The sequence below is a fragment of the Streptococcus sp. 116-D4 genome (genome assembly GCF_009731465.1).
Classification (GTDB): domain Bacteria; phylum Bacillota; class Bacilli; order Lactobacillales; family Streptococcaceae; genus Streptococcus; species Streptococcus pseudopneumoniae_E.
In genome coordinates this window covers 590,618-617,074 of record NZ_AP021887.1, presented here as the reverse complement: position 1 = coordinate 617,074, position 26,457 = coordinate 590,618, and the positions used below count along the sequence as shown (strand labels likewise).

Sequence of the window (26,457 nt, the reverse complement as noted above, 5' to 3'; positions counted from 1 at the left end):
CATTAGAAAAAGCCCGTCCTGAGACAAGGCTTTGATAGTTTTGAACTTAAGAACCTGCACTTTCGTAGGCATCTAAACCCCTATCCCAAAGTTTAAGGGAAATGACAAAGAAAACCAGAGAAATCAATATCAAACCTCCGATGTTAAAGATTACATCCTTGTCCTGCAAGAAATAGCTAGCAGGATAGTAGGCCGTAAAGGCGAAAGGAACGATAAAGCTAATCAACCAACGAAGAAGCGAATTGTAAATGGAAATGGGATACTTAGCAAAATCATTGAACATATAAAAAATATAAATCATAGCACCTGACTGCTTGGTCCAAAAAGCGATACTAGCTGTCGCGATTTTTAAAGAAGTGTAAATCAAGGTCGCAAAAGGAATACAGACTAGGAAAAGCAGGAATTTTGGAAGAGTCCAAGCAATGCTAGTCGCCGTTGTCGCTAGTAAGATTCCACCGACCAAAAGTTCACCCAAGGCATCAATCTGAAAGGTCTCAACGAGGATGTGAAAGAGGGGATTGATGGGACGAGTCAGATACTTGTCAAACTCTCCTTTTCGTACCAAGCGTTGCCCCAGTGCCCAAAGATTATCAAAAAAGAGATGGTCTAGTCCCTTGGGAATCAAGGAAAAACCATAGATAAAGGCAATTTCTTGAAAAGTCCAGCCTTCTAGCGAGGGGATGTGTTGAAAGATGACATTGAGAAACAAGAGGTTCAAGCCTTGAGTCAGAAAAACTCCCAGTACTCCAACCACAAAATCCACCTTGTACTCCATGATTTGCTTGATGTATTGTCTGATAAAAATCAGATGCATGCGTTGATATTTTTTCATCCTAACCTCCCTGAATGGTGATAAAGGACTGGACTCGTTTCCAAATCAACTGAGACAAGCCCACCATCACAAAGAGCCAAAAAAACTGCAAAGCGAGCGCCTGAATCATCTGACTGGCATCGTATTTCCCAACGATAATCATGACCGGAGTGTAAATCAAGGATGAAAAAGGCAGGAAGGACAGAATATCTGAAACAACCTTTGGAAAGAAAGCCAAGGGAATCAAACTGCCAGACATAAAGGCCACTATGGAAGTCTTAAGTAAGTTAGAACCCCAAAGATTTTTAAACACAAAGGCTGAAAAACCAAAGCAGATATTAAAGAAAAAGTTAATCAGATAGGCCAGAGTTAAGCTAAAGAGGTAAAGGACAGTTAATCCTAGCACTTCTAGAATACCTTGCCCAGATAAGATTTTCATCAAAACAATGACACTTAAAAATGGCAGTCCAACAGAGATAAAAATCAACCATTTGGATCCAAGTTCGGTGAAAAGGTAAGAGGCCGCAAAATGTACTGGTCTCAGCAAGCGCATGATAATGGAGCCATCCTTGACCTCCTCCCCAATCATAAAGGACGAATCTGACCTAGTCAGAAGATTGGTCACAAAACTCATGATGATGTAGAGGGTGATATCTGCCATACTAAAGCCCTGAATCAAAGACTCTTGCGAAGAATCAAAGACAGCCTTCCAGAGATAGAAAGCGACAAAAGCACCCATAACATCCCCAATCCGATAAAGAATAAAGTTGACTCGATAGGTGATCAATTCTTGAACACCTGCATTGATAAAGGGTTTATAACGTCTCCACAATTTGACCATCTTAGAGCTCCTTTCGATAGAAGCGGCGGATAATATCCTCAATATCCGTATCCATCATCTTCAAATCGCGGATTTCAAAATCAGACAGGGTTTGCTTGATAATGTCAGCTGACTGATAGCGAGAACTATCGAATTCAATGTTGAGGCTATTCCCCTGTCTATCAATAATCATATCAGGCAGGCCTTTATAGTGAGAGAAGAGATGACTTTGACCTGGTAGCAGTTCAAAGGAGAGAGTCTTCATCTTGCCAAAGGTCTCCTTGAGTTGGCTCACCGTTCCATCAAAAATCTCCTGCCCCTTATCAATCATAAAGATCCGATCACAGAGTTGCTCAATATCGCTCAGGTCATGAGTGGTCAAGAGAATGGTTGTTTCTTCCTCTTGATTGATTTGGGTGATAGCCCGACGAATATTGTCCTTGACCGAAACGTCCAAACCAATGGTCGGTTCATCTAAAAAGAGAACTTTAGGATTGTGAAGCAAGGAAGCTGCAATGTCCGCCCGCATCCTTTGACCCAGTGAAAGAGTTCGCACGGGATCCTTGATAAAGTCCTTCAAATCCAAGACTTCATTCAAAAAGTCCATACGCTTATGGAAGAGCGAATCTGGCACATCGTAAATTTCTTTTAAAACCGTGTAGGTCTCTTGCAGAGCCAAATCCCACCATAACTGGGTGCGTTGTCCAAAAACAACCCCAATATCCTTGACATAATCTTGGCGATTATCCTGGGGAATCTTGCCGTTAATCCGACAAAAACCAGATGTCGGTTTTAAAATCCCTGTCAGCATTTTGATGGTGGTTGACTTCCCAGCACCATTGGCCCCGATAAATCCTAAAATCTGCCCTTTTGGAACTTCAAAGGTTAAATCCTTGACCGCTTCAAAGGTCTGCTTTTCAGGATGAATAAAGGAGCGCAAAGCTCCCTTCAAGCCCGGTTCCTTAACAGTCTTCACAAAATTTTTCTGAAGATGTTGCACTTCTATCATTGCCATATCTATCTCCCTTTAGTAAGAAACAACATTGTATTTTTGAATACAAATATTCTAAATCCTTACTTTCTACACCTTCTCAATATTATTACAGAAGGATTTATACCAACCTATTATAATCCAATAAAAAAAGGAATGCAAGCGTTTGCTTATAGATTATGAAATTGAAAATTTTTCTCTTAAAATAATGCTTTTGAGTCATAAATTCTGGTTTAATAGTTTCCTTAAAACACCAAAAAACCTGCCTTTAGGGGCAGGCTACGAATTGTAAAAAGGCAAACTATTTTGATCATTATGAATCACTATTTAATCAAAGAACTAATCTTTCATAATTCTTTTCACAATCCCATTTCTATCAATTAGAAAACAATCTGGAAAGGTCATCTGCTCCCATTTTTCATAATAAAAACTGGAATCAAAATGATGTAGTAGTATTCCTATCAAATTCCCGTGTGAACTAAGTAAAATCGTTTTTTCTGAGTATCTCTCTTCCAATTCCATTAAAAAATTTAGTACTCTAGCTAGTGCATATTGATTTGATTCCCCTTCTGAAAGAGATTTACTGGGATTTTGCCATAAATATTTAATACTGTCTTCAAACTCAGAATCTTTTATAAAGGTTGAAGATAATTTTCGCTCCCGTAACCGATTATCAAGAACTATTTTATCAAATTGAATTGGCGAGCTATTAACCGTTTCAAATGCTCGTTTATAAGGACTAGAAAAATAATGATCAATATTAAAAGAATTCAAAAACTCTAACTGGTCAAGAGATGAAAATCCTTTTTCTGACAAAGTTCTATTAAAATCATCACTTGAAAATTTTGAATGAGCATGTCTAAGTAAAATATAAGAATTATTCATAAGTCATTACCTTTCAATTATTGTCATCAGTCTCAATGGATTTTTAAGTCCTCAATTATTCTCTAAAAATTCTTTAATGCGAGAAATAAGTTCATGACTTTGATAATGATAAAGTTCGTGAGGCGCATCCATATAGATGACTTTCACATTAGACTGGTCACTAGCAAATGTCTCTGCATAATGCTGCCATTCTGATTGGCTAAAGGTCGTGCCTTGACCGTTAGACACCAGTAGTAAGGTGGGAATTTTCGGATTAATGTTTGAAGGAACTTTCTTGGCATTTTCCTTTACCGTTTGGGATTCATGAAGCATGGCTTGTGACATCAACTGCTTATAAGCTAGAAATTTATATTGTTTTCGTTCACTTTCGATCAGAGTTGGATTTTTTATATAAAAGGACTCAGGGAAGTAGCGTAATAAGCCAATCTTGCTGCTCCAAAATGCCACAGTGATTAAGGCCTGATTTTGCTTTAAATTCTCATAACTAGCTGGCAGTGCCCAATCTAACCCAACCAAGGTTTTCACTTCATCAGGATATTTTTCCTGCCAAGCTAAACTCTCAAGACTAGCCATGGAATGAGATAAAATGATAAAAGGACCTTTGACGTTTGCTTGTGAAAGAGCTTGACGCGTCTCAGACAAAACATCTATCACATCTCTTGAATGATTGCTATCATCACTATAACCATACCCTGCTCTCTCCACGATGACTACCTTATACCGTTTCGATAAGGATTCCGATACTTCTTTAAAGTCCAATATAGGAGAAGCAATACCAGCACCTGAGAGAACTACTATAGTCTCAGGACCATCCCCTTCAACGTAAACATTGATTTTGTGCCCATTAACGAGAACAGTTTTACCCATAGGAGTTAGAGAGGCTTGTTCCTTTTCTAAGCTGATACGATGAAAGATAAATATCCCTACTAAAAACAAAAGAATGAAACTAAGAAGCCCTATACACCATTTTTTCAGTATTTTCATAGCATTATTGTACAAAAATTAGACTCTTTTAGCAACTTAATATTGGTTCTTCTACAATATATTCACACCAAAAAACCCACCCAATGGGCAGGTTTCATCTGTATTATTCAGCTAGATTATGCTTTACCTTCTGAACCGAATACGTCGATACGTTCTTCAACTGATGCTTGGATAGCTTTTACACCGTCAGCCAAGAATTTACGTGGGTCGAAGAGTTTTTTCTTGTCGTATTCTGCTTCGTTTGCTTCGTAGTCACGAGCAAATTTACGAGTTGCGTTAGCGAATGCAATTTGGCATTCAGTGTTAACGTTAACTTTCGCAACACCAAGTTTGATAGCTGATTGGATTTGCTCATCAGGAATACCTGATCCACCGTGCAATACGATTGGGAAGCCTGGAAGAGCTTCTGTCAATTTTTGCAAGTGGTCAAGGTCAAGACCTTCCCAGTTTGCTGGGTAAGGACCGTGGATGTTACCGATACCAGCTGCCAAGAAGTCGATACCAGTTTCAACCATTGCTTTAGCGTCTTCGATTGGAGCCAATTCACCTTTACCGATGATTCCGTCTTCTTCACCACCGATAGTACCAACTTCAGCTTCTACTGAGATACCTTTAGCGTGTGCTTTTTCAACAACTTCTTTAGCCAATTTAAGGTTTTCTTCAACTGGAAGGTGTGAACCGTCAAACATGATTGAAGTGTAACCAACTTCGATACACTCAAGTGCATCTTCGTAGTGACCGTGGTCAAGGTGGATAGCTACTGGTACAGTGATACCCATTGACTCAACAAGGTTAGCGATCAAGTTGCGAGCAACTTTGTAACCACCCATGTATTTAGCAGCACCCATTGAAGTTTGGATCAAAACTGGAGCTTTTTTAGCTTCTGCTGCGCGCAAGATAGCTTGAGTCCACTCAAGGTTGTTTGTGTTAAATCCACCAACTGCATAACCGTTGTCACGAGCTGCTTGGACAAATTTTTCTGCTGAAACGATTGCCATTTGTCAGGCCTCCTATATATTTTTTGGGACATCCCATTTACATTGTTCATTTTATCACTTTTTGATAAAAAAAGCTAGTTTTTCCCATACTTTAGATTGAATTTTTTCCAATCCAATCAATGTAATCCCTTTCTTCACCTTAGTCCTGAGTGACTTTGGGATAACGTATGAAGAAGGTTAATTGATTGCCCTGCGTCTCAAAATGATAAGGTAATTTCTCGTGTTCTAATAAACTTTTGACCACAAAGAGTCCCATCCCCGAACCCTTGACCTTGCGACTAGCATTTTCAGAAAAAGACTGGGCCAGTTTTTCTTGTTCTTCAGGACTAGAGCTATTCTCAATAAAGAGTTCTCCTTCTCTTTCTCCAATGCGAACCAGGCCACCTGGAGTGGAGTGCTTGATAGCATTACTGATGAGATTCGATAGGATTAATTTCATGACAGATGGGTTTATGTAGGCCTGCTGATGGGTTAGGCTAATGTCTACCTGAAGTTCTCTCTCCTTGGCTAGTAAAGCATAATCCTTGACCAAACTTTGCGTCATCTGGTGTAAGTCAATCTTTTCCCTATCATCTCGTAATTCTTGTACAGACGAGAGAGAAAGTATCTGGAGAACGTGGTGATTGAGCTCATCCACAATCCCCAAGGCAACTCCCAGATAGTGGTCTCTGTCCTTATAACGACCGACATTTTCTTTCATGTTTTCAATCAGGATTTTCAAACTAGCCAGAGGTGTTTTCAATTCATGAGAAGCCCCCCGTAGGAATTCGACCTTCATCTTTTCTAGCTGGAGAATAGCTTCATTCTTGTCATGCAAGTCCGCTATGACAGTCAAGAGATGCTGGTAAAGGCTATTGATTTGTTCCTTGAGGTCACCTATCTCATCCTTAGAATCCACGCGCAACCGTACTTGAGCATCCAGTTCCATCATCCGACGGGTCACCCGCTTGATTTCCAATATCGGAGCAACAATGGTCCGAGCATAGATATAGGCCACCAAGAGGGAAATCAGAAAGGATGCCAGCAAGGTATAGGGGAGAAATTGGAGGCTAATTTGCTCTGCTTCCTTTTGCAGATCCATGGAAGCTAGAAACTGGAGAGTCATGGTATCACCGTCTTGCGTTGTCACCTCACGCTCCTCGATAAAGAGGGAGGTTGTCTGGCGGTCTGTATCTAGTGGAAGACTGTCCTTGACTTCTAACTTATCCTCGGTCATCTCGCCCTTAATGGTCCCCTTGATATCACTAGTCTGGGAATACAAGTCTAAGACTTGCTCGATACTCTGCCTATCCTTTCCTTCTAGGGACTGGGCAATAGCTGTTGCTTTCTGACCAATGGTTTCCTGACGATGGCTCAGATAAGTCAAAGGAAAAAGAAAATAAATAGCTAAATGAAGGCAAATAACCAGAACACTAAAAATCGAGAAGGTGTAGATAAATATCTTTGTAAATAAACCCGTTCGTTTCATTTTCGCTCCAATTTATAACCAACATTGCGCACAGTGAGGATGCAGTCCAAGCCTAGCTTTTTCCGCAGTTCCTTGATATAAACATCAATGACACGGTCAAAGGGAACCTCATCTGTCGCTTTCCAGACGGCATCAATAATCTGAGATCGGGTCAAGGCCCGTCCTTCATTTTTTACCAGATAGTCCAGAATTTCCAACTCTTTAGCATTGATAGCTACTTCCTCACCTGCTAGGCTGGCACTGTAGCTCTCAAAGTCCACCTTGGCATCCTTGTAAGAAAAGATTCTTCCCGTATCATAATAGCGCTTAAAAATCGCGTCCACCCTCACTTTTAAGAGGGACAGAGAAAAAGGCTTTTCCAGATAGCCATCTGCTAGAGAAGCAAAAGCACTCATCTTGTATTCCTCATCCTGAAAGGCGGTCAACATCAAGACAGGAACCTGACTGGTTTTGCGAATCTCAGCTAGCACTTCTAGACCATTGAGCTTAGGCATCTGGATATCCAGTAAAACTAAGGCTACCTCATAGCTGGAAAATTTTTCTAAAGCTTCTTGCCCGTCTGCCGCCTCAATGGTTTCATAACCACAATCCGTCAAATAATCACTGACCCCCTCACGGATCATTTCTTCATCTTCTACAATTAAAATTTTCATAGAAAAACGTTTCACATTCCTTTAAATTTCTTGTAAATCATCTCAATTTCATCCTGAAAGGAAGAGGCCTTATCAAGATGAAATAGATAAAAATGCTACCTATATTATACCCCATTTAGGGGAGAATAGGTAGCAAGTTTGTTATTCGCTATCCAGCAGAAGCTCTTTTGGTTGTTTTCTGAGGAGATTGCTTGAAGCAAGCGCCATAACGAGAACCACTAGAACCAAGGCAAGGACAAAGACGATGATAAAGTCTGATGTCTGAATAGAAATATCTAGGCTCGACAAGGTCTTGCTAAAGCCATCTACTTCAGCACCACCACCAAGGTTAGATGTTTGAGCCGCCTTGCTAGCCTGTTTGGCAACACCTGAAGTGACATTAGCAAGAACAGTATTTCCGATTGCACGCGCTGTGTAAGTAGCTAAGAAGTAAGCAGAAACGAGAGCAGGGATGGCAATCAAGATGGATTCAGTGATAAATTGACCCAAGATACTTGCCTTCTTGAGACCGATAGAGAGGAGAATTCCCACTTCCTTACGGCGGGCGTTGATCCAAAGGCTAAGCAGGAGGGCAAGGAGAAGAACTGAGAAGCTCAAGCTTCCCCAGAATAGGAGATTAGCCATCTTGTACATACCAGAGATAGATTGCTCAAGAGCTGGGTAGTTAGAGGAGCTCTTCACCAGTGTATAGCTCTTCCAGTCGATACCACTGATGCCATTCAACTCTTTCATAACATCATCCAAGTTCTTGTCTGCTGTTACAAAGAAGGTTGCGTCCCCATAAATAGCTGTGTCTTCTGTGTATCCATAAAGTTTTGCAGCAGTGTGAATGTCTGTGATAGCTGTATTTTCATAGAGTTCTTGTGAGTAGGTTACTGCTGACTTATTGTGACCATCAAAGAGTCCCTTGATTGTCACTTCGACTGTTTCCTTGGCACCTTTTTCATTGTCTGCATCGTAGATATTAGAGTCTAGTTTGACCTTGTCCCCTACTTTCCAGCCGTATTTGGCTGCCAAGTCCTTGTGCAGGAGAATCTTGTCCTTGTCGTCGTTTGTTAAGTGCTCTCCTTCGACCAGTTTATAAGAACCAGAGACAAACTTGTCTTCTTTGGAGGAGTCATTGACACCTGTAATCATCAAGCTACTTCCAAAACGTTGAGCACGGTCAGGTGTCAGATTTTTCTTGGTTTCTGGCGTTTCGATCAGTTCATATCCAGTCAAATCTCCGATAGCGTTAATGCGTTTCACATAAGACTCAATGGCCTTATTTTCGGTAATTTTTTTGATATCTTCACCCTTGATATTCCCAGCACCACGTGGCGTTCCTTGATTGACGCGACGATTGATTTGCATGGAGAAGCTGTTGGTGATATTTTTAAAGGTCTCCTGAGAAGCCTTGGCAGTAGCTCCCTTGATTGACAAGCCAACCAAACTCAAGCTCGCCATGAGAAGAATAATCAGGAAGATGACAATTGATTTGAAAAACTTCCTTGTAACGTAGGCAAATGCGTTGTGTAACATAGGTTTCCTTTCTAGATCTTGTTCTATTTCAATGTCTTATAACTTATATAAATTATTTTTTTACTATTTCCCTTAGATTGTGCGGACGGGAGGTAAAATTATCCAGTGGATGATTTTAGAAATCCAGGGAATTTCATCCCTAATTTTTGAGCCCTTCGCCCTTTAATTTCTATGCTCAGGCTAAAATAGTTCCCCAAACTATTTTACTCTCAAAAATTCCGGCCTAGATAATAACCCTGTTATTATCTAGGCTATCACTATTGCGGGAAATAGTTGTTAAAGACTCACTTTGTTTATTCTTACTTTACACGTATCTGGTTACCAACTAATACTATTTTAAAGTTTAATAACTAGATTCTATATTTCAGTCAGTTTCTTGTCCTTCAACTCAAGTGTAATATCTGACGCTTGTGCCACTTCTTTACTGTGGGTTACGACGATTACACATTTACCTGTTTTCTGGGCAAGTGATTTGAGCAGTTCGACAATATCTCCAGCAGTCTTAGGGTCCAAATTTCCTGTTGGCTCATCAGCCAAGATAACTGGAGCTTCTGATACCAAGCTACGAGCAATGGCAACACGTTGTTGTTGACCACCTGATAACTGGAGAACATTTCGCTTGATCTGACTTTCATCCAGACTAAGTTCAAGAAGTGTATCCTTGCTTGCCTTTTTGTTGACCAAGCGGATATTTTCTAGTGGAGAAAGATAATCTATCAAGTTATAATTTTGAAAGACCAGAGAAATATGGTGCATGCGATGGTAAGAATAACCTTTCTTACGAATATCCTCTCCTTGGAAAAGGATAGAACCTTCAACAGGACTATCTAGACCAGCGAGGAGGGATAAGAGAGTTGATTTTCCTGCTCCTGACTCCCCAATAATACTGTAAAATTTGCCAGGTTCAAAATTATAATTGATCTGATATAGGACTGCCTCAGCAGTGTTCTTATAACGGTAGGTAACATCTTGTAATTGTAACAAAGTCATGATTTCTCCTTCTTATACTCAATGAAAATCAAAGAACAAACTAGGAAGCTAGCTGCAAATTGCTCAAAGTACAGCTTTGAGGTTGCAGATAAAGCTGACGTAGTTTGAAGAGATTTTCGAAGAGTATTAACTAATAGATGATAAAATTTCTTTCGGCGATTTTCTAAATAAGAATAGGAAACAAAGGGCTACAGATAAGCAACTGAGCAGAACTAGAAAAACATAGGATTCTGCAAAAGATAGGATGCTGGTTGATAGACTGCTTGCTTTGGCTAGCGTGTCTTGTAAGCTTGCCTGGTCTCCACTTGCTAATAGAGTTTGGAGTAGGTAAGTTGTGATTGCGTTTCCTGCAGCAAATGCTGGAAGCAAAGCACCGAGAGATACCAAAACCACCTCTAAACAGAACTGTAGGAAGATCGAGCTCTTGCCTTTTCCAAGTGCCAGTAAAATTCCCACTTCGTAGACCCTTTCTCTCAACCAGAGAGACAAAACCAAAATTAAGGCTCCTGCTCCGGCTATCAACATCCCATAAAGGAAGATGGTCAGGAAGGTTTGGAAGGTTGCAACTGATTCTTTGATTTGTTCAAAAGCCTTGTTTTCCTTTTCGACTTGATAGCCTTGATTTTCCAAAGACAAGTTTTCTACCTGCTTCATGAGTCCGTCCATTTCCTTAGGATTTTCTACATAAAAGCGCGCTGCACTGACTTGCGGTTCACTATTCCCCAAAAGGGTCTGGCTACTTTCATAGTCTGTAAAGACATAGTTTTCACTGAAGTCAGAAGATAAGCCTGTAAATTTCTCTTGTTTTTTACCAGAAAAAGTGCCGATAATCTCAAACTCTACTGTTTGTCCTTTACCAGTTTCTGACTGCCCAGCATCTAAACCAATCTTGTCATGAAGCGAAAGACCGTTCTTCTTAGCCAACTCTTCGTGGATAAGGATTTTCTTTGCATCTCCTTTTTGAAGGTGTCGTCCTTCCTTTAGATTGAAAGCTGAGCTGGTGAAGGTCACATCCTTGGATGAATCCTCAAGAGCCGTTAAGCTAACCAAATTCTTGTCCGCAGCTGACAAATCATCACGCTCCACGCTCTGCTCGCCACTCACTGCTTCCTTGTCTTTTAGTTTTGCGACCGTCTCGAGTTCAGGAGAGACAGTTTCCAGTCCCTTAATCTTGCTTACAGATGCTAGGTCTGACAACTTGAAAGTCTGACCATTCTCTATCTTCTTAATAGAAAAAGAGGTGTTGAGTGATTTGTAAAGATTGGTTTCAACTGTTTTGTTGGACTTCATCAGAGTCAAACAGGCTGAAATTCCAGCCAATAGGACCAATAAAATCAGAAATAAAATAAAACTTCTCAGTCGTTTTCTGCTGACATAAGCCCAAGCTCTTTGGATTGGATTCATTTGTCACCTCCATATTTGTAAGACTATTATAAAATCCAAATATGAAATGTTTATGAAATACAAAAAAGAGCAAAAATTTTTTGCTCTACTTGAATTAGATAAAAAAAGAGTTAGCCTAAGCTAACTCTTATCCTATGCGGAGAGAGGGACTTGAACCCTCACGACCTAAAGCGGTCACAGGATCCTTAGTCCTGCGCGTCTGCCAATTCCGCCATCCCCGCGTCGATTACTTTACTAGTATATCAACTTTTGGGATGCTTGTCAACACTTTTTTTCATTTTTTTCATTTCATCAACCAAATGGTAACTTCTCAAAGTAACTTCCACTTGCCTAACCGAAGTGGAAATTAGTCTAAAACGGATTTTTATGGTGGAATTAAGTGTGAGACGTTTGAGTTAGAAATGAGGTCTACTATGACAAAACATAAACACCTTACCCTTTCAGACCGTAATGATATCCAATTAGGCTTAGAACGCGGTGAAACCTTCAAAGCTATTGGACAATCCATTCTAAAAGACCCAACTACTGTTTCCAAAGAAGTCAAACGAAACAGACAAGTCCGAGAGTCTACATGCGATAATCTTCCCTGCCCTCTACTCGACAAGGCTCCCTTTGTCTGTAATGGATGCCCTAAAAGAAGACAAAATTGTGGCTATAAGAAGATCTTCTACCTCGCTAAACAAGCTCAAAAACAGTACGAAAAAATTCTTGTAGAAGCTCGTGAAGGAACTCCTCTCAATTCCAAGACCTTCTGGGAAATGGATAAAATCATTTCTGATGGGGTTAAAAAGGGACAACACATCTACCATATTCTGAAAACTCATAACCTTGATGTCAGCTCCTCAACTGTCTATCGACACATCCGGAAAGGATACCTATCTATCGCTCCGATTGACCTAACCAGAGCCGTTAAATTCAAAGAAAGACGGAAAAGTAAGCTACCTTCCATCCCTAAAGAAGCTAAAAAAGGTCGTTCCTATGAGGATTTCCAAAACTATTTAACCCTTAATCAACTAGACTCTTGGCTGGAAATGGACACCGTTATGGGCCGAACCGGAGGAAAAGTCCTACTCACCTTCAATCTCTCTTTCTGTAACTTTATCTTCGCTAGACTTCTGGATAATAAAACTGCCCTTGAGGTTACCAAACACTTCTATGACATCAAAAACACTTTTCACCAAGCGGACAAAGATTTCTTCCAATTTTTCCCTGTCATTCTAACAGATAATGGTGGAGAGTTTGCCAGGGTTGATGATATCGAAATGGATGTGCGAGGAGAGAGTAAGCTTTTCTTTTGTGACCCTAATCGCTCTGACCAGAAAGGGAGAATTGAGAAAAATCACACGCTGATTCGCGACATTCTACCTAAAGGAACTTCCTTTGACAATTTAACGCAAGAGGATATTAATCTCGTCTGTTCGCATGTCAACAGTGTCAAACGTGCTGCTTTGAATGGAAAGTCTTCTTATGAGCTCTTTGCCTTTACTTACGGAGAAGAGATTCCTGAACTTCTCGGCATTTCTAACATACCTGCAGAAGACGTCTGTCAATCTTCTACATTACTCCAACATAAGTTCTAAAAACTAATCTTTAACCCCATTCAAACGTCTCACACTAACTTCCACCATAGCGGAACTTAATCTGAAACGCTTTCAGATGAGAGGGTTTTGTGCGCTCTTTTTTCTATTCTTTTCGGCTACAAAAGCGATGAAATCAAGAATTAGAAAAACCAGTGGAACTTACCCTGACACGGATTTCCACTGGTTTTTACAATTTTTTTCAGACTAACTTCCACTTGGATTAGCAGTGGAACTTAGTTTGGGAATTTAGCTCATCAACCAAATTACTCAGAAAGTTCATTTAGATTTTCATCTACTAACTTAGCTCCGAGTGTATTTTTGAAATGACCTAGGGCAAATTGGTGATTTTCAGGCCAGATGGAAGCAACAGCTGGTTTAACAATCTCGATATCATATCCTAGATTATAGGCATCTATAGCTGTATGCAGGACACAGATATCCGTCAAAACTCCGGTTAAAATAACTGTCGAAATTCGACGCTCTCTCAAACGGATATCTAGGTCAGTACCCGAAAAAGCTGAGTAATGGCGTTTATCCATCCAAAAGACACGACTGTCTGAACCATGCTCTTGATAAAAGGTCCCCAAATCTCCGTATAAATTGCGTCCACTAGTCCCAATCAAATTATGTGGAGGAAATAGCTTGCTTTCTGGATGGAAACAATCATTTTCTTCGTGAGCATCGATGGTAAAGAAGATGTAATCTCCGCGTTCAAAAGCTAATCGAGTCACCTTGCTAATGGCATCCGAAATAGCCTGAGCTGGAGCACCTGCTGTCAGCTTCCCACTATCAGCAACAAAATCTTCTGTATAATCAATCGAAATTAAAGCTTTAGTCATCAGTAATCTCTTTTCTTTACTTCTTCAAAAATATCTGAAATCAAGACCTTAAGATAGGTTCCCTTCATTCCAAGTGAGCGACTTTCAATAATCCCTGCAGACTCAAGTTTACGAAGGGCATTGACAATCACAGAGCGGGTGATTCCGATACGGTCTGCAATCACAGATGCGGTCAACTGCCCTTCATTTCCATTTAATTCCTCTAAAATTGCTGAAACAGCACGAAGTTCAGAATAGGAAAGAGTATTAACTGCCATGGTAACAGCCGTACGGCGACGGATATTTTTCTCATCTTCTTCACGCTGGAAGTTAAGGAGTTGAATCCCAACAACGGTACTGGCAATCTCAACAAGGATTAAGTCCTCGTCTTCGAATTTTTTATCATTGCGCCAAATAATCAAAGAGCCAAGGCGAATCCCTGATACATGAATTGGAGCAATGGTCGTCAAGCCATCTGGAAAATCAGAACGACTCTCGACAGGGAATATACTCAAATCATGATCAACTGTCAGATTAGCTTCTGTATCGTAGATCATGTTCGCACCTTGAATGTAGTCATCCGGGAAAATCTTAGTTTGAAAGAATTGCTCTACACGATCTGTATTGGTTTTGTAACGCATAAAATAGCCAAGGAGATGTCCCTTGCTATTAACGATACAGGCGTTACAGTCAATAATATCTGCCAACTGACGGGTAATCGCATTGTAGGGAAGTTCTTCCTGCAACTGCTCGTCTGAGCGCTTCAGGATAGAAGTAATTTTTCTAGTTTTTTCTAATAAATGTGCCATTTTTCACCTCGAATTTAATCGCTATCATTATAACATAAACAGCTTGAATTTTCAATTATTATCTGAAAATTGCTTATTTATTTGCAATTTGAAAAAACAAGAATATTTTTAATTAAATTGCTTCTTTTCTATTGACAAGTTCCTTAATTTTGTATATTATAATATCAAAAGAAGGTAACTATCTATTTCATTTATCTTTCTTTTTCATTCGGTCTCCTTATATAAAAAAGCGATTCATTTTGAACCGCTTTTTCTTATTTATCACCCTTGTTACGAATAACAAAACCTGTTTGCTTTTCGCTTGAAGTATTGCGTGGTTTTTTATTGTCTTTATTACGGTAACGTCTGTCTTTATCAAAACGATCATTGCCACGACTTCCTTTTTTGAAATCATCACGACGACCATTACCACGGCGATCACGGTCTCGACGGTCGTCCCCACGACGGCCTCCACGACCTCCTTTTCCTTTGCCACCAAAGCCATTACCTGATGGTTTAAATGGCAGTGGTTTTTCACGTGCAATCTCCACTTCAGGAAGACTATCTGGATCTTGAACAGTCAGACTCAAGATATACATTGCCAGTTCTTCTGGAGTAAATTCGGCAGCTAGCTTACGAGCATCCTTACCAAATTTCTCAAAGTTGGCACGAATGGTTTCATCTGCAAAATCACGTTCGATTTTCTTGAGAGCTACCTGTTTTTTAGCTTGGAAGGCTTCTTCTGCACTTGCAGGTTTGAGACCTTTCATGCGTTTCTTAGTCAAGTTTTCGATGATTTGGAGGTAACCCATTTCATTAGGCGAAACGAAGGTAATTGACTGGCCTGACTTACCAGCACGACCTGTACGCCCAATACGGTGAACATAACTTTCAGGATCTTGTGGAATATCGTAGTTGTAGACATGAGTCACACCTGAAATATCCAATCCACGCGCTGCAACGTCTGTCGCAACCAAAACATCAAGATTGCCATTTTTAAAGTCACGAAGGACACGAAGACGTTTGTTTTGGTCTAGGTCTCCATGAATTCCTTCGGCACGGAAGCCACGAATTTTAAGTCCACGAGTCAATTCATCCACACGGCGTTTGGTACGACCAAATACAATAGCAAGTTCTGGTTGTTCCACATCCATAAGACGAGTCATAGTATCAAATTTTTCTTGCTCCTTGACACGGAGGTAGTACTGGTCAACCAATTCTGTCGTCAATTCCTTGGCAGCAATCTTCACATGCTCAGGTTCTTTCATAAACTGAACACCGATACGTTTGATGGCATCTGGCATAGTTGCTGAGAAAAGCAAAGTTTGACGGCTTTCAGGGACACGAGAAATGATCGCTTCGATGTCTTCTAAGAAGCCCATGTTGAGCATTTCATCTGCTTCGTCAAGGATAAGAGTTTCAATATCTTGTAATTTCAAGGCCTTGCGTTTAATCAAGTCCAAGAGGCGACCTGGAGTTCCCACTACTATATGGGCACCAGATTTAAGAGCCTTAATTTGTTTTTCAATACTTGATCCGCCATATACTGAGCGGACTTTGACTCCCTTACTACGACCAAAGCGGAACAATTCTTCCTGACTTTGGACAGCAAGTTCACGTGTTGGAGCGATAACCAAAGCTTGGATGGTCGCTTCTTCTGTACGGATTTTTTCAAGGGTAGGCAAGCCAAAGGCTGCAGTTTTTCCTGTACCAGTCTGAGCTTGACCAATAACGTCCTTGCCTTCAAGGGCCAAGGGAATGGTTTGTTCTTGGATCGGACTGGCTTCAACAAAACCAGCTTTTTCAATCTCTGCTAGCAAATCAGCAGACAAGTTTAATTCATTAAATTTCACGGTATTCTTCTTTCTAAAGGTGGTGCGAAGCCACCCTATAGGGCTTAGTTTATACTTTTCTTTTTATGACGAATTTTCATATACTGGATACAAAATCGTGTTGCCTCTTTTCCACAAAAGAAAAGTACTGTTTTCTTTGCAACCTATCTAGTATAACACAAGACCAGAACAAAAGATAGCCTAATTTCTCTAGAAAATCATGTAAGCGGTTTTTGACTCTCCTTTTTGATTGAACGACCTAGATAATAAGACAAAGCCAAGGCTATACTATATAAAATAAGAAAAACGAATAAGGTTTGTGTGTAAGAATGAGCTATTTTATAAGTCTCTGCTAATAAAATAGGTCCTGCTAAACCAGCCATTGCCCAAGCTGTTAAAATATATCCATGCAGAGCAGCCAATTCCTTGGTTCCAAAAATATCACTGAGATAAGCTGGAATCAAAGAAAAACCAGCTCCATAGCAAGTCATCAAAATAGACATAGCGACTACAAATAAAACGGAATTTGTAAATAGCCAAAGTAAGAGCGAGAAGAAAAGATTGACAAGCAATAATATACTAAAGGTTAGAGGGCGACCGATGTAGTCAGATAAACTCGCCCAGAGCAAACGACCAAACCCATTGAAAATCCCTAAAACGCCCACCATTACTGCTGCATGACTTGTAGACAAGCCAGCCATCTCCTGTGCCATTGGCGATGCCGCTGAAATTAATCCTAGACCACAAGCTATATTGATAAAGAAAATAATCCAAAGTATATAAAACCGATTGCTTTTCAGAGCCTGATTTGCAGCCATTCCTTGCGTCAAAGAGGCTGTTTTTTCTTTCCCTGAAACAGATAAAATTGCAAGCTCTTGCTCATTTGGACGCTTAATGAATTGTGAAGCTAGGAGCATGATAACAAAGTAACTTGCACCTAAAATATAAAAAGTTTCTACAAGACCTACCTTTGCGATGAAATGTTGCGCTATGGGACTAGTCAATAAAGAAGCAAAACCAAACCCCATAATCGCTAAACCTGTTGCGAGACCACGTTTATCAGGAAACCATTTTATAATCGTTGACACAGGGGTAATATAGCCTGCTCCCAAACCGAGCCCACCTAAAATGCCATAAGCAAGATACAACAACCACAGTTCCTGACGGTCTATTGCAAATCCTGTTAAGATATTTCCACCTGCGTATAGAAAAGCAGATAGACTCCCCATGACTCTCGGACCAAATTTTTCTACCAAACGCCCCATAAATGCAGCCGATAATCCCAAACAAAAGATTGCCAGACTAAAGGCGAAGGCAACAGAAGCCTGATCCCATCCCGTTTTTTCAATAATAGGATTGCGATAAACACTCCAAGCATACGTGGACCCCAGCATTAAGTGCAAAATGACTCCAGAAAAGGCAATAATATAACGATTCGATTTCATAAATTCTCCTATTTTCGAACATTTATCCTATTTTATATAAAAAAGGATAGGATTTTAGTTTATCAAGATTGTTGAAAAATTACTATTTTTTTGCCTGGAAAGCGTTTTTATATTTTCTTTCCTTTTCGTAGCAGAATTGTGCAAAAGTTTTTTTCTTGTGCTAGAATGAAATGCGAATAGGAGGAACTCTAAATGTTAACTTATGATTTAATCGTTATCGGATTTGGTAAAGCTGGTAAAACACTAGCAGGTAAATTGGCTTCAGCTGGTAAAAAAGTTGCCCTTATCGAACGTAGTAAGGCTATGTACGGCGGAACTTGTATCAACATCGGTTGTATCCCAACTAAGACTTTACTAGTTGCTGCTGAGAAAGACTTATCTTTTGAAGAAGTGATTGCTACCAAAAACACTGTCACTGGTCGCCTTAACGGTAAAAACTATGCTACTGTAGCTGGTACAGGCGTTGATATCATTGATGCGGAAGCTCACTTTGTTTCTAATAAAGTCATCGAAATTCAAGCTGGTGATGAAAAACAAGAACTAACTGCTGAAACAATCGTTATCAACACTGGTGCTATTTCAAACGTCTTGCCAATTCCTGGACTTGCTACAAGCAAAAACGTCTTTGACTCAACAGGTATCCAGAACTTGGACAAATTGCCTGAAAAACTTGGAATCCTTGGTGGCGGAAATATCGGTCTTGAATTCGCTGGCCTTTACAACAAACTTGGCAGCAAAGTTACAGTCCTAGATGCCTTGGATACTTTCTTACCTCGTGCAGAACCTTCCATCGCAGCTCTTGCTAAACAATACATGGAAGAAGATGGTATTGAATTGCTTCAAAACATTCATACTACTGAAATCAAAAACGATGGTGACCAAGTGCTCCTTGTAACTGAAAACGAAACTTACCGTTTCGATGCCCTTCTCTACTCAACTGGACGCAAACCAAATGTAGAACCACTTCAACTTGAAAATACAGATATTGAACTAACTGAACGTGGTGCTATTAAAGTAGACAAACATTGTCAAACAAACGTTCCTGGTGTCTTTGCAGTTGGAGATGTCAACGGTGGCCCTCAATTTACTTACATTTCACTTGATGACTTCCGTGTTGTTTACAGCTACCTTGCTGGTGATGGCAGCTACACTCTTGAAGACCGTCTCAATGTACCAAACACCATGTTTATCACACCTGCCCTTTCACAAGTAGGTTTGACGGAAAGCCAAGCAGCTGATTTGAAACTTCCATACGCCGTTAAGGAAATTCCTGTTGCAGCAATGCCTCGTGGTCACGTAAACGGAGACCTTCGTGGAGCTTTCAAAGCTGTTGTGAATACTGAAACAAAAGAAATTCTTGGAGCAAGCATCTTCTCAGAAGGTTCTCAAGAAATCATCAATATCATCACTGTTGCTATGGACAACAAGATTCCTTACACTTACTTCACAAAACAAATCTTCACTCACCCAACCTTGGCTGAGAACTTGAATGACTTGTTTGCGATTTAAGTTGAGTTTAATCGGCTCTTTGTCAACTGTAGTGGGTTGAAGTCAGCTAAGCTCGAGAAAGGACAAAATTCGTCCTTTCTTTTTTGATGTTCAGAGCGATAAAAATCCTTTTTTTGAAGTTTTCAAAGTTCCGAAATCCAAAGGCGTTTCGTTTGATAAGTTTGATGAGATTATTGGTCGCTTCCAATTTTGCGTTGGAATAAGGTAATTGAAGAGCGTTGATGATTTTCTCTTTGTTCTTTAGAAAGGTTTTAAAGACAGTCTGAAAAATAGGATGAACCTGCTTTTGATTGTCCTCAATGAGTCCGAAAAATTTCTCAGGGTCTTTGTTCTGAAAGTGAAAAAGCAAGAGCTGATAGATCTGATAGTGGTGTTTCAAGTCTTCTGAATAGCTCAAAAGCTTGTCTAGAATCTCTTTATTGGTCAAGTGAATACGAAAAGTAGGACGATAAAAACGTTTATCGCTGAGTTTTCGACTATCCTGTTGGATGAGCTTCCAGTAACGCTTGATAGCCTTGTATTCATGGGATTTTCGTTCAAACTGATTCATGATTTGAACACGCACACGACTCATAGCACGGCTGAGATGTTGGATAATATGGAAACGATCCAACACGATTTTAGCGTTTGGAAAAAGCTGTTTAGCCAAGTCATAGTAAGGACTAAACATATCCATCGTAATGATTTTCACTCGACATCGAACGACTCTATCATATTTAAGAAAGTGATTTCGAATGATAGCTTGTGTTCTGCCTTCAAGAACAGTGATGATATTGAGCTTATCAAAATCTTGAGCAATGAAACTCATCTTTCCCTTTGTAAAGGAGTACTCGTCCCATGACATAATTTCAGGAAGACGAGAAAAATCATGCTTAAAACGGAAGTCATTGAGCTTGCGAATGACAGTTGAAGTTGAAATGGACAGCTGATGAGCAATATCGGTCATAGAAGTTTTTTCAATCAGCTTCTGAGCAATTTTTTGGTTGATGATACGAGGGATTTGATGATTCTTCTTGACGAGAGAAGTCTCAGCAACCATCATTTTTGAACAATGATAGCACTTGAATCGACGCTTTCTAAGGAGAATTCTAGTAGGCATACCAGTTGTTTCAAGGTAAGGAATTTTCGAAGGTTTTTGAAAGTCATATTTCTTCATTTGACTTCCGCAATTAGGGCAAGGTGGGTTCTCATAATCCAATTTAGCGATGATTTCCTTGTGACTATCTCTATTGATGATATCTAGAATCTTGATGTTTGGGTCTTTAATATCGAGAAGTTTTGTGATAAAATGTAATTGTTCCATATGATTCTTTCTAATGATGGTTTGATCGCTTTTCATTATAGATGATATGGAACTTTTTTTCTACAACAAAATAGGCTCCATAATATCTATAGGGGATTTACCCACTACAAATATTATAGAGCCGTTTAATCGTATCTAACAGCCCTCTTGGGGCTGTTTTTGCTTCTGCGGAACCTCAAATCTGTCTTTTCCCTCTTTTGTGATATAATAGAAACATGAAATCAAAAACTACTTTGGGCCTTCTTGCTGGGCGTTCTTCTCATTTTATTTTGAGTCGTCTTGGACGTGGAAGTACGCTCCCTGGAAAACTTGCCCTTCAACTTGATAAAGATATTTTACAAAACCTAGCTAAGAACTACGAGATTGTCGTGATCACTGGAACCAATGGAAAAACCTTGACAACTGCCCTCACTGTCGGCATTTTAAAAGAGGTTTATGGTCAAGTTCTGACCAACCCAAGCGGTGCCAACATGATTACAGGAATTGCGACAACCTTCTTAACAGCCAAATCTTCTAAAACTGGGAAAAATATTGCCGTTCTAGAAATCGATGAAGCCAGTCTATCTCGTATCTGTGACTATATCCAGCCAAGCTTATTTGTTATCACCAATATCTTCCGTGACCAGATGGACCGCTACGGTGAGATCTACACGACCTACAATATGATTTTGGATGCTATTCGGAAAGTTCCTACGGCTACTGTTCTGCTGAATGGTGACAGTCCGCTTTTCTACAAGCCTGCAATTCCAAATCCTGTTCAGTATTTTGGTTTTGATCTAGAAAAAGGTCCAGCGCAACTTGCTCACTACAATACTGAAGGTATCCTCTGCCCTGAATGTCAAAGTATTTTGAAATATGAGCTCAACACTTATGCCAACTTGGGAGCTTATATCTGTGAAAATTGTGGATGCAAGCGTCCTGACTTGGACTACCGTCTGACAAAACTGGTTGAGTTAACCAACAATCGCTCTCGCTTTGTCATTGACGGACAAGAATATGGTATTCAAATCGGCGGACTCTACAATATCTACAATGCTCTGACAGCTGTGGCTATTGCTCGCTTCCTTGGAGCAGATTCACAACTAATTAAGCAAGGATTTGATAAGAGCCGTGCTGTCTTTGGACGCCAAGAAACCTTCCATATCGGTGACAAGGAATGCACCCTCGTCTTGATTAAAAATCCAGTCGGTGCGACCCAAGCTATCGAAATGATTAAACTAGCTCCTTATCCATTTAGTCTATCTGTTCTCCTCAATGCTAACTATGCAGATGGTATTGATACCAGCTGGATCTGGGATGCTGATTTTGAACAAATCACTGAGATGGACATTCCTGAAATCAACGCTGGCGGTGTTCGCCATTCTGAAATTGCTCGCCGTCTTCGAGTAACTGGTTATCCAGCTGATAAAATCACTGAAACAAGTAGTCTGGAACAAGTTCTTAAAACCATTGAGAACCAAGACTGCAAGCATGCTTATATCCTTGCGACCTATACGGCTATGCTGGAATTTCGCGAACTGCTGGCTAGTCGTCAGATTGTTAGAAAGGAGATGAACTAATGGTTTATACTTCACTTTCCTCAAAAGCTGGCAATTACCCTTATCAGCTCAATATTGCCCACCTCTACGGAAATCTCATGAATACCTACGGGGACAATGGAAACATCCTCATGCTCAAGTATGTGGCTGAAAAGCTAGGAGCTCATGTGACCGTTGACATCGTTTCACTTCATGATGACTTTGACGAAAATCACTACGACATTACCTTTTTCGGTGGCGGTCAAGACTTTGAACAAAGTATCATTGCAGACGACCTACCTGCTAAAAAAGAGAGCATTGACAACTACATCCAAAACGACGGTGTAGTTCTGGCTATCTGCGGTGGCTTCCAGTTACTGGGGCAATATTATGTTGAAGCTTCAGGGAGACGCATCGAAGGACTAGGGGTCATGGGACATTATACCCTCAACCAGACCAATAATCGTTTTATCGGTGACATCAAGATTCACAATGAAGATTTCGATGAAACTTACTATGGATTTGAGAATCATCAGGGCCGTACCTTCCTCTCTGATGACCAAAAACCACTGGGACAGGTTGTCTATGGAAATGGAAATAACGAAGAAAAGGTCGGCGAAGGGGTTCATTATAAGAATGTCTTTGGTTCCTACTTCCACGGGCCTATCCTCTCTCGAAATGCCAATCTAGCTTATCGCCTAGTCACTACCGCCCTCAAGAAGAAATACGGTCAGGACATCCAACTCCCTGCCTATGAGGACATTCTCAGCCAAGAAATCGCTGAAGAATACAGTGATGTCAAAAGCAAGGCAGACTTTTCTTAAACAAAGTGAAACTATATCAAAGAACTCCGTTATCTTGTCGGAGTTTTTTTGTCTGTTCTTTTACCTTCTCCCTTGCATTTTCTCTCATTTTTTGCCAAAATAGAGGGGTAGAAAGAAGGTAGCATATGTCTAAATTACAACAAATCGTAACATATCTTGAATCAGAAAAACTAGACGTCGCTGTCGTATCTGACCCCGTCACAATTAATTACCTCACTGGCTTTTACAGTGATCCACACGAACGTCAAATGTTCCTTTTTGTTCTAGCGGATCAGGAACCTCTCCTCTTTGTCCCAGCCCTTGAAGTGGAGCGTGCAAGTAGCACTGTTTCCTTCCCGGTTGCGGGCTATGTAGATTCTGAAAATCCATGGCAAAAAATGAAAGATGCTCTTCCACAGCTTGACTTCAAACGTGTCGCTGTTGAGTTTGACAATCTCATCTTGACTAAATACCATGGTTTAAAAACTATCTTTGAAACTGCCGAGTTTGAAAACCTCACTCCTCGTATCCAACGTATGCGCCTCATCAAATCAGCTGACGAAGTGCAAAAAATGATGGTTGCAGGTCTTTATGCGGACAAGGCTGTTAAGGTTGGTTTTGATAATATTTCTCTTGATAAGACAGAAACAGATATCATCGCTCAAATTGACTTTTCTATGAAACGTGAAGGCTATGAAATGAGTTTTGATACCATGGTCTTGACTGGTGATAACGCTGCAAATCCACACGGAATTCCTGGTGCAAACAAAGTTGAAAAGGACGCCCTTCTCCTCTTTGACCTCGGTGTCATGGTTAATGGTTACGCATCAGATATGACTCGTACAGTCGCAGTCGGCAAACCTGACCAATTCAAGAAAGATATTTATAACTTGACTCTTGAAGCCCAACAAGCTGCTCTTGACTTTATCAAACCAGGTGTGACTGCCCATGAAGTGGACCGCGCTGCCCGTGAGGTCATCGAAAAAGCTGGTTACGGTGAGTACTTCAACCACCGTCTCGGTCACGGTATCGGTATGGATGTCCACGAATTCCCATCTATCATGGAAGGAAACGACATGATCATCGAAGAAGGCATGTGCTTCTCTGTTGAACCAGGTATCTATATCCCTGGTAAAGTCGGTGTCCGCATCGAAGACTGTGGTGTTGTTACCAAGGATGGATTTGACCTCTTTACAAGCACCAGCAAAGACTTGCTTTATTTTGATTAATATTCTTCGAAATCTTCCCACAATAAAACGCATAGTATCAAGTTTTCAACACCTGATACTATGCGTTTTTCTTATTTGAAAGACTTTTGACTCAGCCTCTTTACTTAATCTTCTTGATACTCTGAAAGACTACAAATCCCACAACCATCCCCAAGGTATTTTGCATGAAATTTGGTAAAATTTCTGGTAGGGCTGCAGCCCAGCCATTCATCAAAGTAGAACCCAAGGCGTAACCCCCTACCATGGCAATCGTTGCTAAGATAAGGCCTAACCACTGAGTTTTTCCTTTAAATCCTGCGAAAAATCCCTGCAAGCCATGGTTAACCAAGCTAAAGAACATCCACTGAGGATATCCTGATAAGAGGTCAATCAAGAAACCTGCTAGTCCTCCTACTACAGCCCCTTCACGACTACCAAAATAGAAAGCTGCAAAGAAGACACCCGCATCTAAAAGAGTTAGAATTCCTGTCGGTGTTGGAATTTTTAAGAAATAGCCTAGAACCACAGAAAGGGCGGTTAAGAGGGATACAAGGGCAATTTTAGTTGTTTTGGTTTGCTTCATATTGTCTTACTCCATACTGATCTGCTTGTGCAATGGCACGGTAAACGAAAGCCTTAGAGCTTTCTACTGCTGGTAAAAGTTCATCACCTTTAACCAAGTGACTGGCAATGCTAGAAGCAAAGGTACAACCTGCACCAGCATTTTGCCCTTGGATAACAGGATTTTCTAGGACTGTAAAGGTTTGTCCATCATAAAAGACATCTACAGCCTTGTCCTGACTAAGGCGATTGCCTCCCTTGATAATGACTGCTGGAGCTCCTAATTCATGCAATTTCTGCGCTGCAGCTTTCATGTCTTCCAAGGTTTTGATTTCCTGACCAGCCAATAACTCTGCTTCAGGAAGATTAGGCGTAATCACACTGACATGAGGGAAAAAGCGAATCAATTCTTGACAGAGTTCACTAACTGCTACGTCGTGTGTTTCCTTGCAGACCAAGACAGGATCCAGAACCACAGGCACTCCTGGGCGCTGCTTGATAAAGTTCAAGGCTTTCTCAGCTACGCTGACAGTAGGAAGAAGACCAATCTTAATCCCCCCAAACTCCACATCACGCAAGCTATCTAATTCATGTTGAAAAATGGTATCGTCAGTTGGAAAGACTTCAAAGCCCTTTTCCGTCAAGGCTGTCAAACAAGTCACTGCTACAAAGCCATGCAAGCCGTTCAAGGTATAGGTAGCCAAATCAGCTGACAAACCACCACCACTAAAAATATCATTTCCAGAAAGTGCTAAAATACGATTATTCTTCATAACGAATCTCCTTTAAATATAGACCATTTGGTGCTGCAGTGGGACCTGCAAGCTGCCTGTCCTTTTTCTCCAAAATCAAGTCAATCTGCTCTACTGGCATGCGGTTATTGCCGATTTTGAGCAGGGTCCCCACCATATTGCGAATCTGCTTATACAAGAAACCATTTCCTGAAAAGGTAAAGGTCAAAAACTGGCCTGTCTCATCAACTGTTAAACTAGCTTCTGTGATGGTGCGAACCTTGTCCTCTACGCTGGTCCCAGAGGCTGTAAAACCTGTAAAATCATGGGTTCCCTCAAGCTTTTTGACAGCCTCCTGCATGCGTTCCACATCGAGTGGATAAGGAAAGTGAGTGGCATAATAACGGCGCATAGGGTTCTTGGGACGTCCCCTATCCACGATAAATTCATAGGTCTTACTGTGCTTAGCATAACGGCAATGAAAATCATCCGCCACAAGCTCAATCGAAATCACATCAATATCTTCAGGGGACTGAGTGTCTAGAGCAAAACGGAGCTTCTCCTCATCCATCTGATAAGGCAGGTCAAAATGAATGACCTGTCCCAGGGCATGAACCCCACTATCTGTCCTACCAGCACCGTGAACAGTAATAGCTTGCCCTTTATTTAACCTAGTAAAGGTTTTTTCAATTTCTTCCTGAACACTACGCGCATGAGGCTGGCGCTGAAAACCAGCAAAGGCATAACCATCATAGGAAATAGTTGCTTTATATCTCGTCATAACTTCTATTTTATCAAGAAAATAATCTTTAAACAAGGTTCTAAAACAAATATTGT

24 protein-coding genes and 1 tRNA gene are annotated in these 26,457 nt (G+C 40.5%); 5 read left to right on the top strand and 20 right to left on the bottom strand.

The annotated features are described in order from the left end of the window. Window positions 1-46 precede the first annotated feature (46 nt). The 12 genes from UKS_RS03165 to UKS_RS03110 form a co-directional block, all read right to left on the bottom strand. Window positions 47-832 carry an ABC transporter permease gene (locus UKS_RS03165; RefSeq protein ID WP_156011784.1) on the bottom strand — a complete coding sequence of 262 codons (786 nt, stop codon included), beginning with the start codon at window positions 830-832 and terminating at the stop codon, window positions 47-49. 1 nt (window position 833) lies between these two features. Continuing rightward, window positions 834-1,652 carry an ABC transporter permease gene (locus UKS_RS03160; protein ID WP_156011783.1) on the bottom strand — a complete coding sequence of 273 codons (819 nt, stop codon included), beginning with the start codon at window positions 1,650-1,652 and terminating at the stop codon, window positions 834-836. Between the two features lies 1 nt (window position 1,653). Further along, window positions 1,654-2,646: an ABC transporter ATP-binding protein gene (locus UKS_RS03155; RefSeq protein ID WP_156011782.1), complete on the bottom strand. Its 993-nt coding sequence runs from the start codon at window positions 2,644-2,646 to the stop codon at window positions 1,654-1,656. Between the two features lie 315 nt (window positions 2,647-2,961). Continuing rightward, window positions 2,962-3,507, bottom strand: a complete 546-nt coding sequence (locus tag UKS_RS03150; protein WP_156011781.1) for a histidine phosphatase family protein — start codon at window positions 3,505-3,507, stop codon at window positions 2,962-2,964. Window positions 3,508-3,558: 51 nt separating this feature from the next. Next, a complete protein-coding gene (locus UKS_RS03145) occupies window positions 3,559-4,491 on the bottom strand; it encodes an alpha/beta fold hydrolase (RefSeq protein WP_173020451.1) in 933 nt (310 codons plus the stop codon). A 116-nt stretch (window positions 4,492-4,607) separates the two neighbouring features. After that, window positions 4,608-5,489, bottom strand: coding sequence for a class II fructose-bisphosphate aldolase (locus UKS_RS03140; protein WP_156011779.1), 882 nt, complete (start codon window positions 5,487-5,489; stop codon window positions 4,608-4,610). A 139-nt stretch (window positions 5,490-5,628) separates the two neighbouring features. After that, window positions 5,629-6,957, bottom strand: coding sequence for a sensor histidine kinase VncS (vncS, locus tag UKS_RS03135; RefSeq protein WP_156011778.1), 1,329 nt, complete (start codon window positions 6,955-6,957; stop codon window positions 5,629-5,631). Beyond that, window positions 6,954-7,610, bottom strand: a complete 657-nt coding sequence (gene vncR / locus UKS_RS03130; RefSeq protein ID WP_049495077.1) for a response regulator transcription factor VncR — start codon at window positions 7,608-7,610, stop codon at window positions 6,954-6,956. The genes vncS and vncR overlap by 4 nt, the downstream gene beginning before the upstream one ends. 141 nt (window positions 7,611-7,751) lie before the next feature. Then, window positions 7,752-9,131: an ABC transporter permease subunit Vex3 gene (gene vex3, locus UKS_RS03125; RefSeq protein WP_049495075.1), complete on the bottom strand. Its 1,380-nt coding sequence runs from the start codon at window positions 9,129-9,131 to the stop codon at window positions 7,752-7,754. Between the two features lie 357 nt (window positions 9,132-9,488). Next, on the bottom strand, window positions 9,489-10,121 hold the full coding sequence (vex2, locus tag UKS_RS03120; protein ID WP_156011777.1) for an ABC transporter ATP-binding subunit Vex2: 633 nt from the start codon (window positions 10,119-10,121) through the stop codon (window positions 9,489-9,491). Window positions 10,122-10,247: 126 nt separating this feature from the next. After that, window positions 10,248-11,525 (bottom strand): ABC transporter permease, encoded by a 1,278-nt coding sequence (locus UKS_RS03115; RefSeq protein WP_156011776.1) that lies wholly within the window; start codon window positions 11,523-11,525, stop codon window positions 10,248-10,250. 135 nt (window positions 11,526-11,660) lie between these two features. Next, window positions 11,661-11,746 (bottom strand) — tRNA-Leu (locus UKS_RS03110). 192 nt (window positions 11,747-11,938) lie between these two features. On the opposite strand from UKS_RS03110, the gene UKS_RS03105 reads away from it, so the two are divergent. Next, window positions 11,939-13,105: an IS30 family transposase gene (locus UKS_RS03105; protein WP_156011775.1), complete on the top strand. Its 1,167-nt coding sequence runs from the start codon at window positions 11,939-11,941 to the stop codon at window positions 13,103-13,105. A 263-nt stretch (window positions 13,106-13,368) separates the two neighbouring features. Here the strand turns inward: UKS_RS03105 and UKS_RS03100 are convergent, their stop codons facing one another. The 4 genes from UKS_RS03100 to UKS_RS03085 form a co-directional block, all read right to left on the bottom strand. Continuing rightward, window positions 13,369-13,944: a cysteine hydrolase family protein gene (locus tag UKS_RS03100; RefSeq protein ID WP_004269841.1), complete on the bottom strand. Its 576-nt coding sequence runs from the start codon at window positions 13,942-13,944 to the stop codon at window positions 13,369-13,371. Continuing rightward, window positions 13,944-14,732 carry a GTP-sensing pleiotropic transcriptional regulator CodY gene (codY, locus tag UKS_RS03095; protein WP_049495066.1) on the bottom strand — a complete coding sequence of 263 codons (789 nt, stop codon included), beginning with the start codon at window positions 14,730-14,732 and terminating at the stop codon, window positions 13,944-13,946. The genes UKS_RS03100 and codY overlap by 1 nt, the downstream gene beginning before the upstream one ends. 254 nt (window positions 14,733-14,986) lie before the next feature. Next, window positions 14,987-16,564: a DEAD/DEAH box helicase gene (locus UKS_RS03090; RefSeq protein WP_049495065.1), complete on the bottom strand. Its 1,578-nt coding sequence runs from the start codon at window positions 16,562-16,564 to the stop codon at window positions 14,987-14,989. 197 nt (window positions 16,565-16,761) lie between these two features. Further along, window positions 16,762-17,988, bottom strand: coding sequence for an L-lactate MFS transporter (locus UKS_RS03085; RefSeq protein WP_049495063.1), 1,227 nt, complete (start codon window positions 17,986-17,988; stop codon window positions 16,762-16,764). 192 nt (window positions 17,989-18,180) lie between these two features. Between UKS_RS03085 and UKS_RS03080 the strand changes: the two genes are divergently transcribed. Then, a complete protein-coding gene (locus UKS_RS03080; RefSeq protein WP_156011774.1) occupies window positions 18,181-19,497 on the top strand; it encodes an FAD-containing oxidoreductase in 1,317 nt (438 codons plus the stop codon). Window positions 19,498-19,543: 46 nt separating this feature from the next. Here UKS_RS03080 and UKS_RS03075 read toward each other — a convergent pair whose 3' ends face one another. Continuing rightward, window positions 19,544-20,800 carry an ISL3 family transposase gene (locus UKS_RS03075; protein ID WP_173020489.1) on the bottom strand — a complete coding sequence of 419 codons (1,257 nt, stop codon included), beginning with the start codon at window positions 20,798-20,800 and terminating at the stop codon, window positions 19,544-19,546. A 215-nt stretch (window positions 20,801-21,015) separates the two neighbouring features. Here UKS_RS03075 and murT point away from each other — a divergent pair, with 215 nt between their 5' ends. The 3 genes from murT (at window position 21,016) to UKS_RS03060 (ending at window position 24,349) form a co-directional block, all read left to right on the top strand. Beyond that, the gene (murT, locus tag UKS_RS03070) at window positions 21,016-22,359 is read left to right on the top strand and encodes a lipid II isoglutaminyl synthase subunit MurT (RefSeq protein WP_156011773.1); all 1,344 of its coding nucleotides are present in this window, start codon (window positions 21,016-21,018) and stop codon (window positions 22,357-22,359) included. Next, window positions 22,359-23,141 carry a lipid II isoglutaminyl synthase subunit GatD gene (gatD, locus tag UKS_RS03065; protein ID WP_156011772.1) on the top strand — a complete coding sequence of 261 codons (783 nt, stop codon included), beginning with the start codon at window positions 22,359-22,361 and terminating at the stop codon, window positions 23,139-23,141. Before murT ends, gatD begins: the two co-directional genes overlap by 1 nt. A gap of 125 nt (window positions 23,142-23,266) precedes the next feature. Continuing rightward, window positions 23,267-24,349 carry a M24 family metallopeptidase gene (locus tag UKS_RS03060; RefSeq protein WP_156011771.1) on the top strand — a complete coding sequence of 361 codons (1,083 nt, stop codon included), beginning with the start codon at window positions 23,267-23,269 and terminating at the stop codon, window positions 24,347-24,349. Window positions 24,350-24,449: 100 nt separating this feature from the next. On the opposite strand, the gene UKS_RS03055 is transcribed toward UKS_RS03060, so the two are convergent. Genes UKS_RS03055 through truA form a run of 3 tightly spaced genes read right to left on the bottom strand, consistent with a single transcriptional unit; the run spans window position 24,450 to window position 26,401 of the window. Then, complete coding sequence (locus UKS_RS03055; protein ID WP_049495055.1) at window positions 24,450-24,911, bottom strand: ECF transporter S component; 462 nt, start codon at window positions 24,909-24,911, stop codon at window positions 24,450-24,452. Continuing rightward, window positions 24,889-25,662, bottom strand: a complete 774-nt coding sequence (locus UKS_RS03050) for a bifunctional hydroxymethylpyrimidine kinase/phosphomethylpyrimidine kinase (protein WP_156011770.1) — start codon at window positions 25,660-25,662, stop codon at window positions 24,889-24,891. Before UKS_RS03050 ends, UKS_RS03055 begins: the two co-directional genes overlap by 23 nt. Further along, window positions 25,652-26,401, bottom strand: a complete 750-nt coding sequence (gene truA / locus UKS_RS03045; protein WP_156011769.1) for a tRNA pseudouridine(38-40) synthase TruA — start codon at window positions 26,399-26,401, stop codon at window positions 25,652-25,654. Before truA ends, UKS_RS03050 begins: the two co-directional genes overlap by 11 nt. Between the last annotated feature and the right edge of the window lie 56 nt (window positions 26,402-26,457).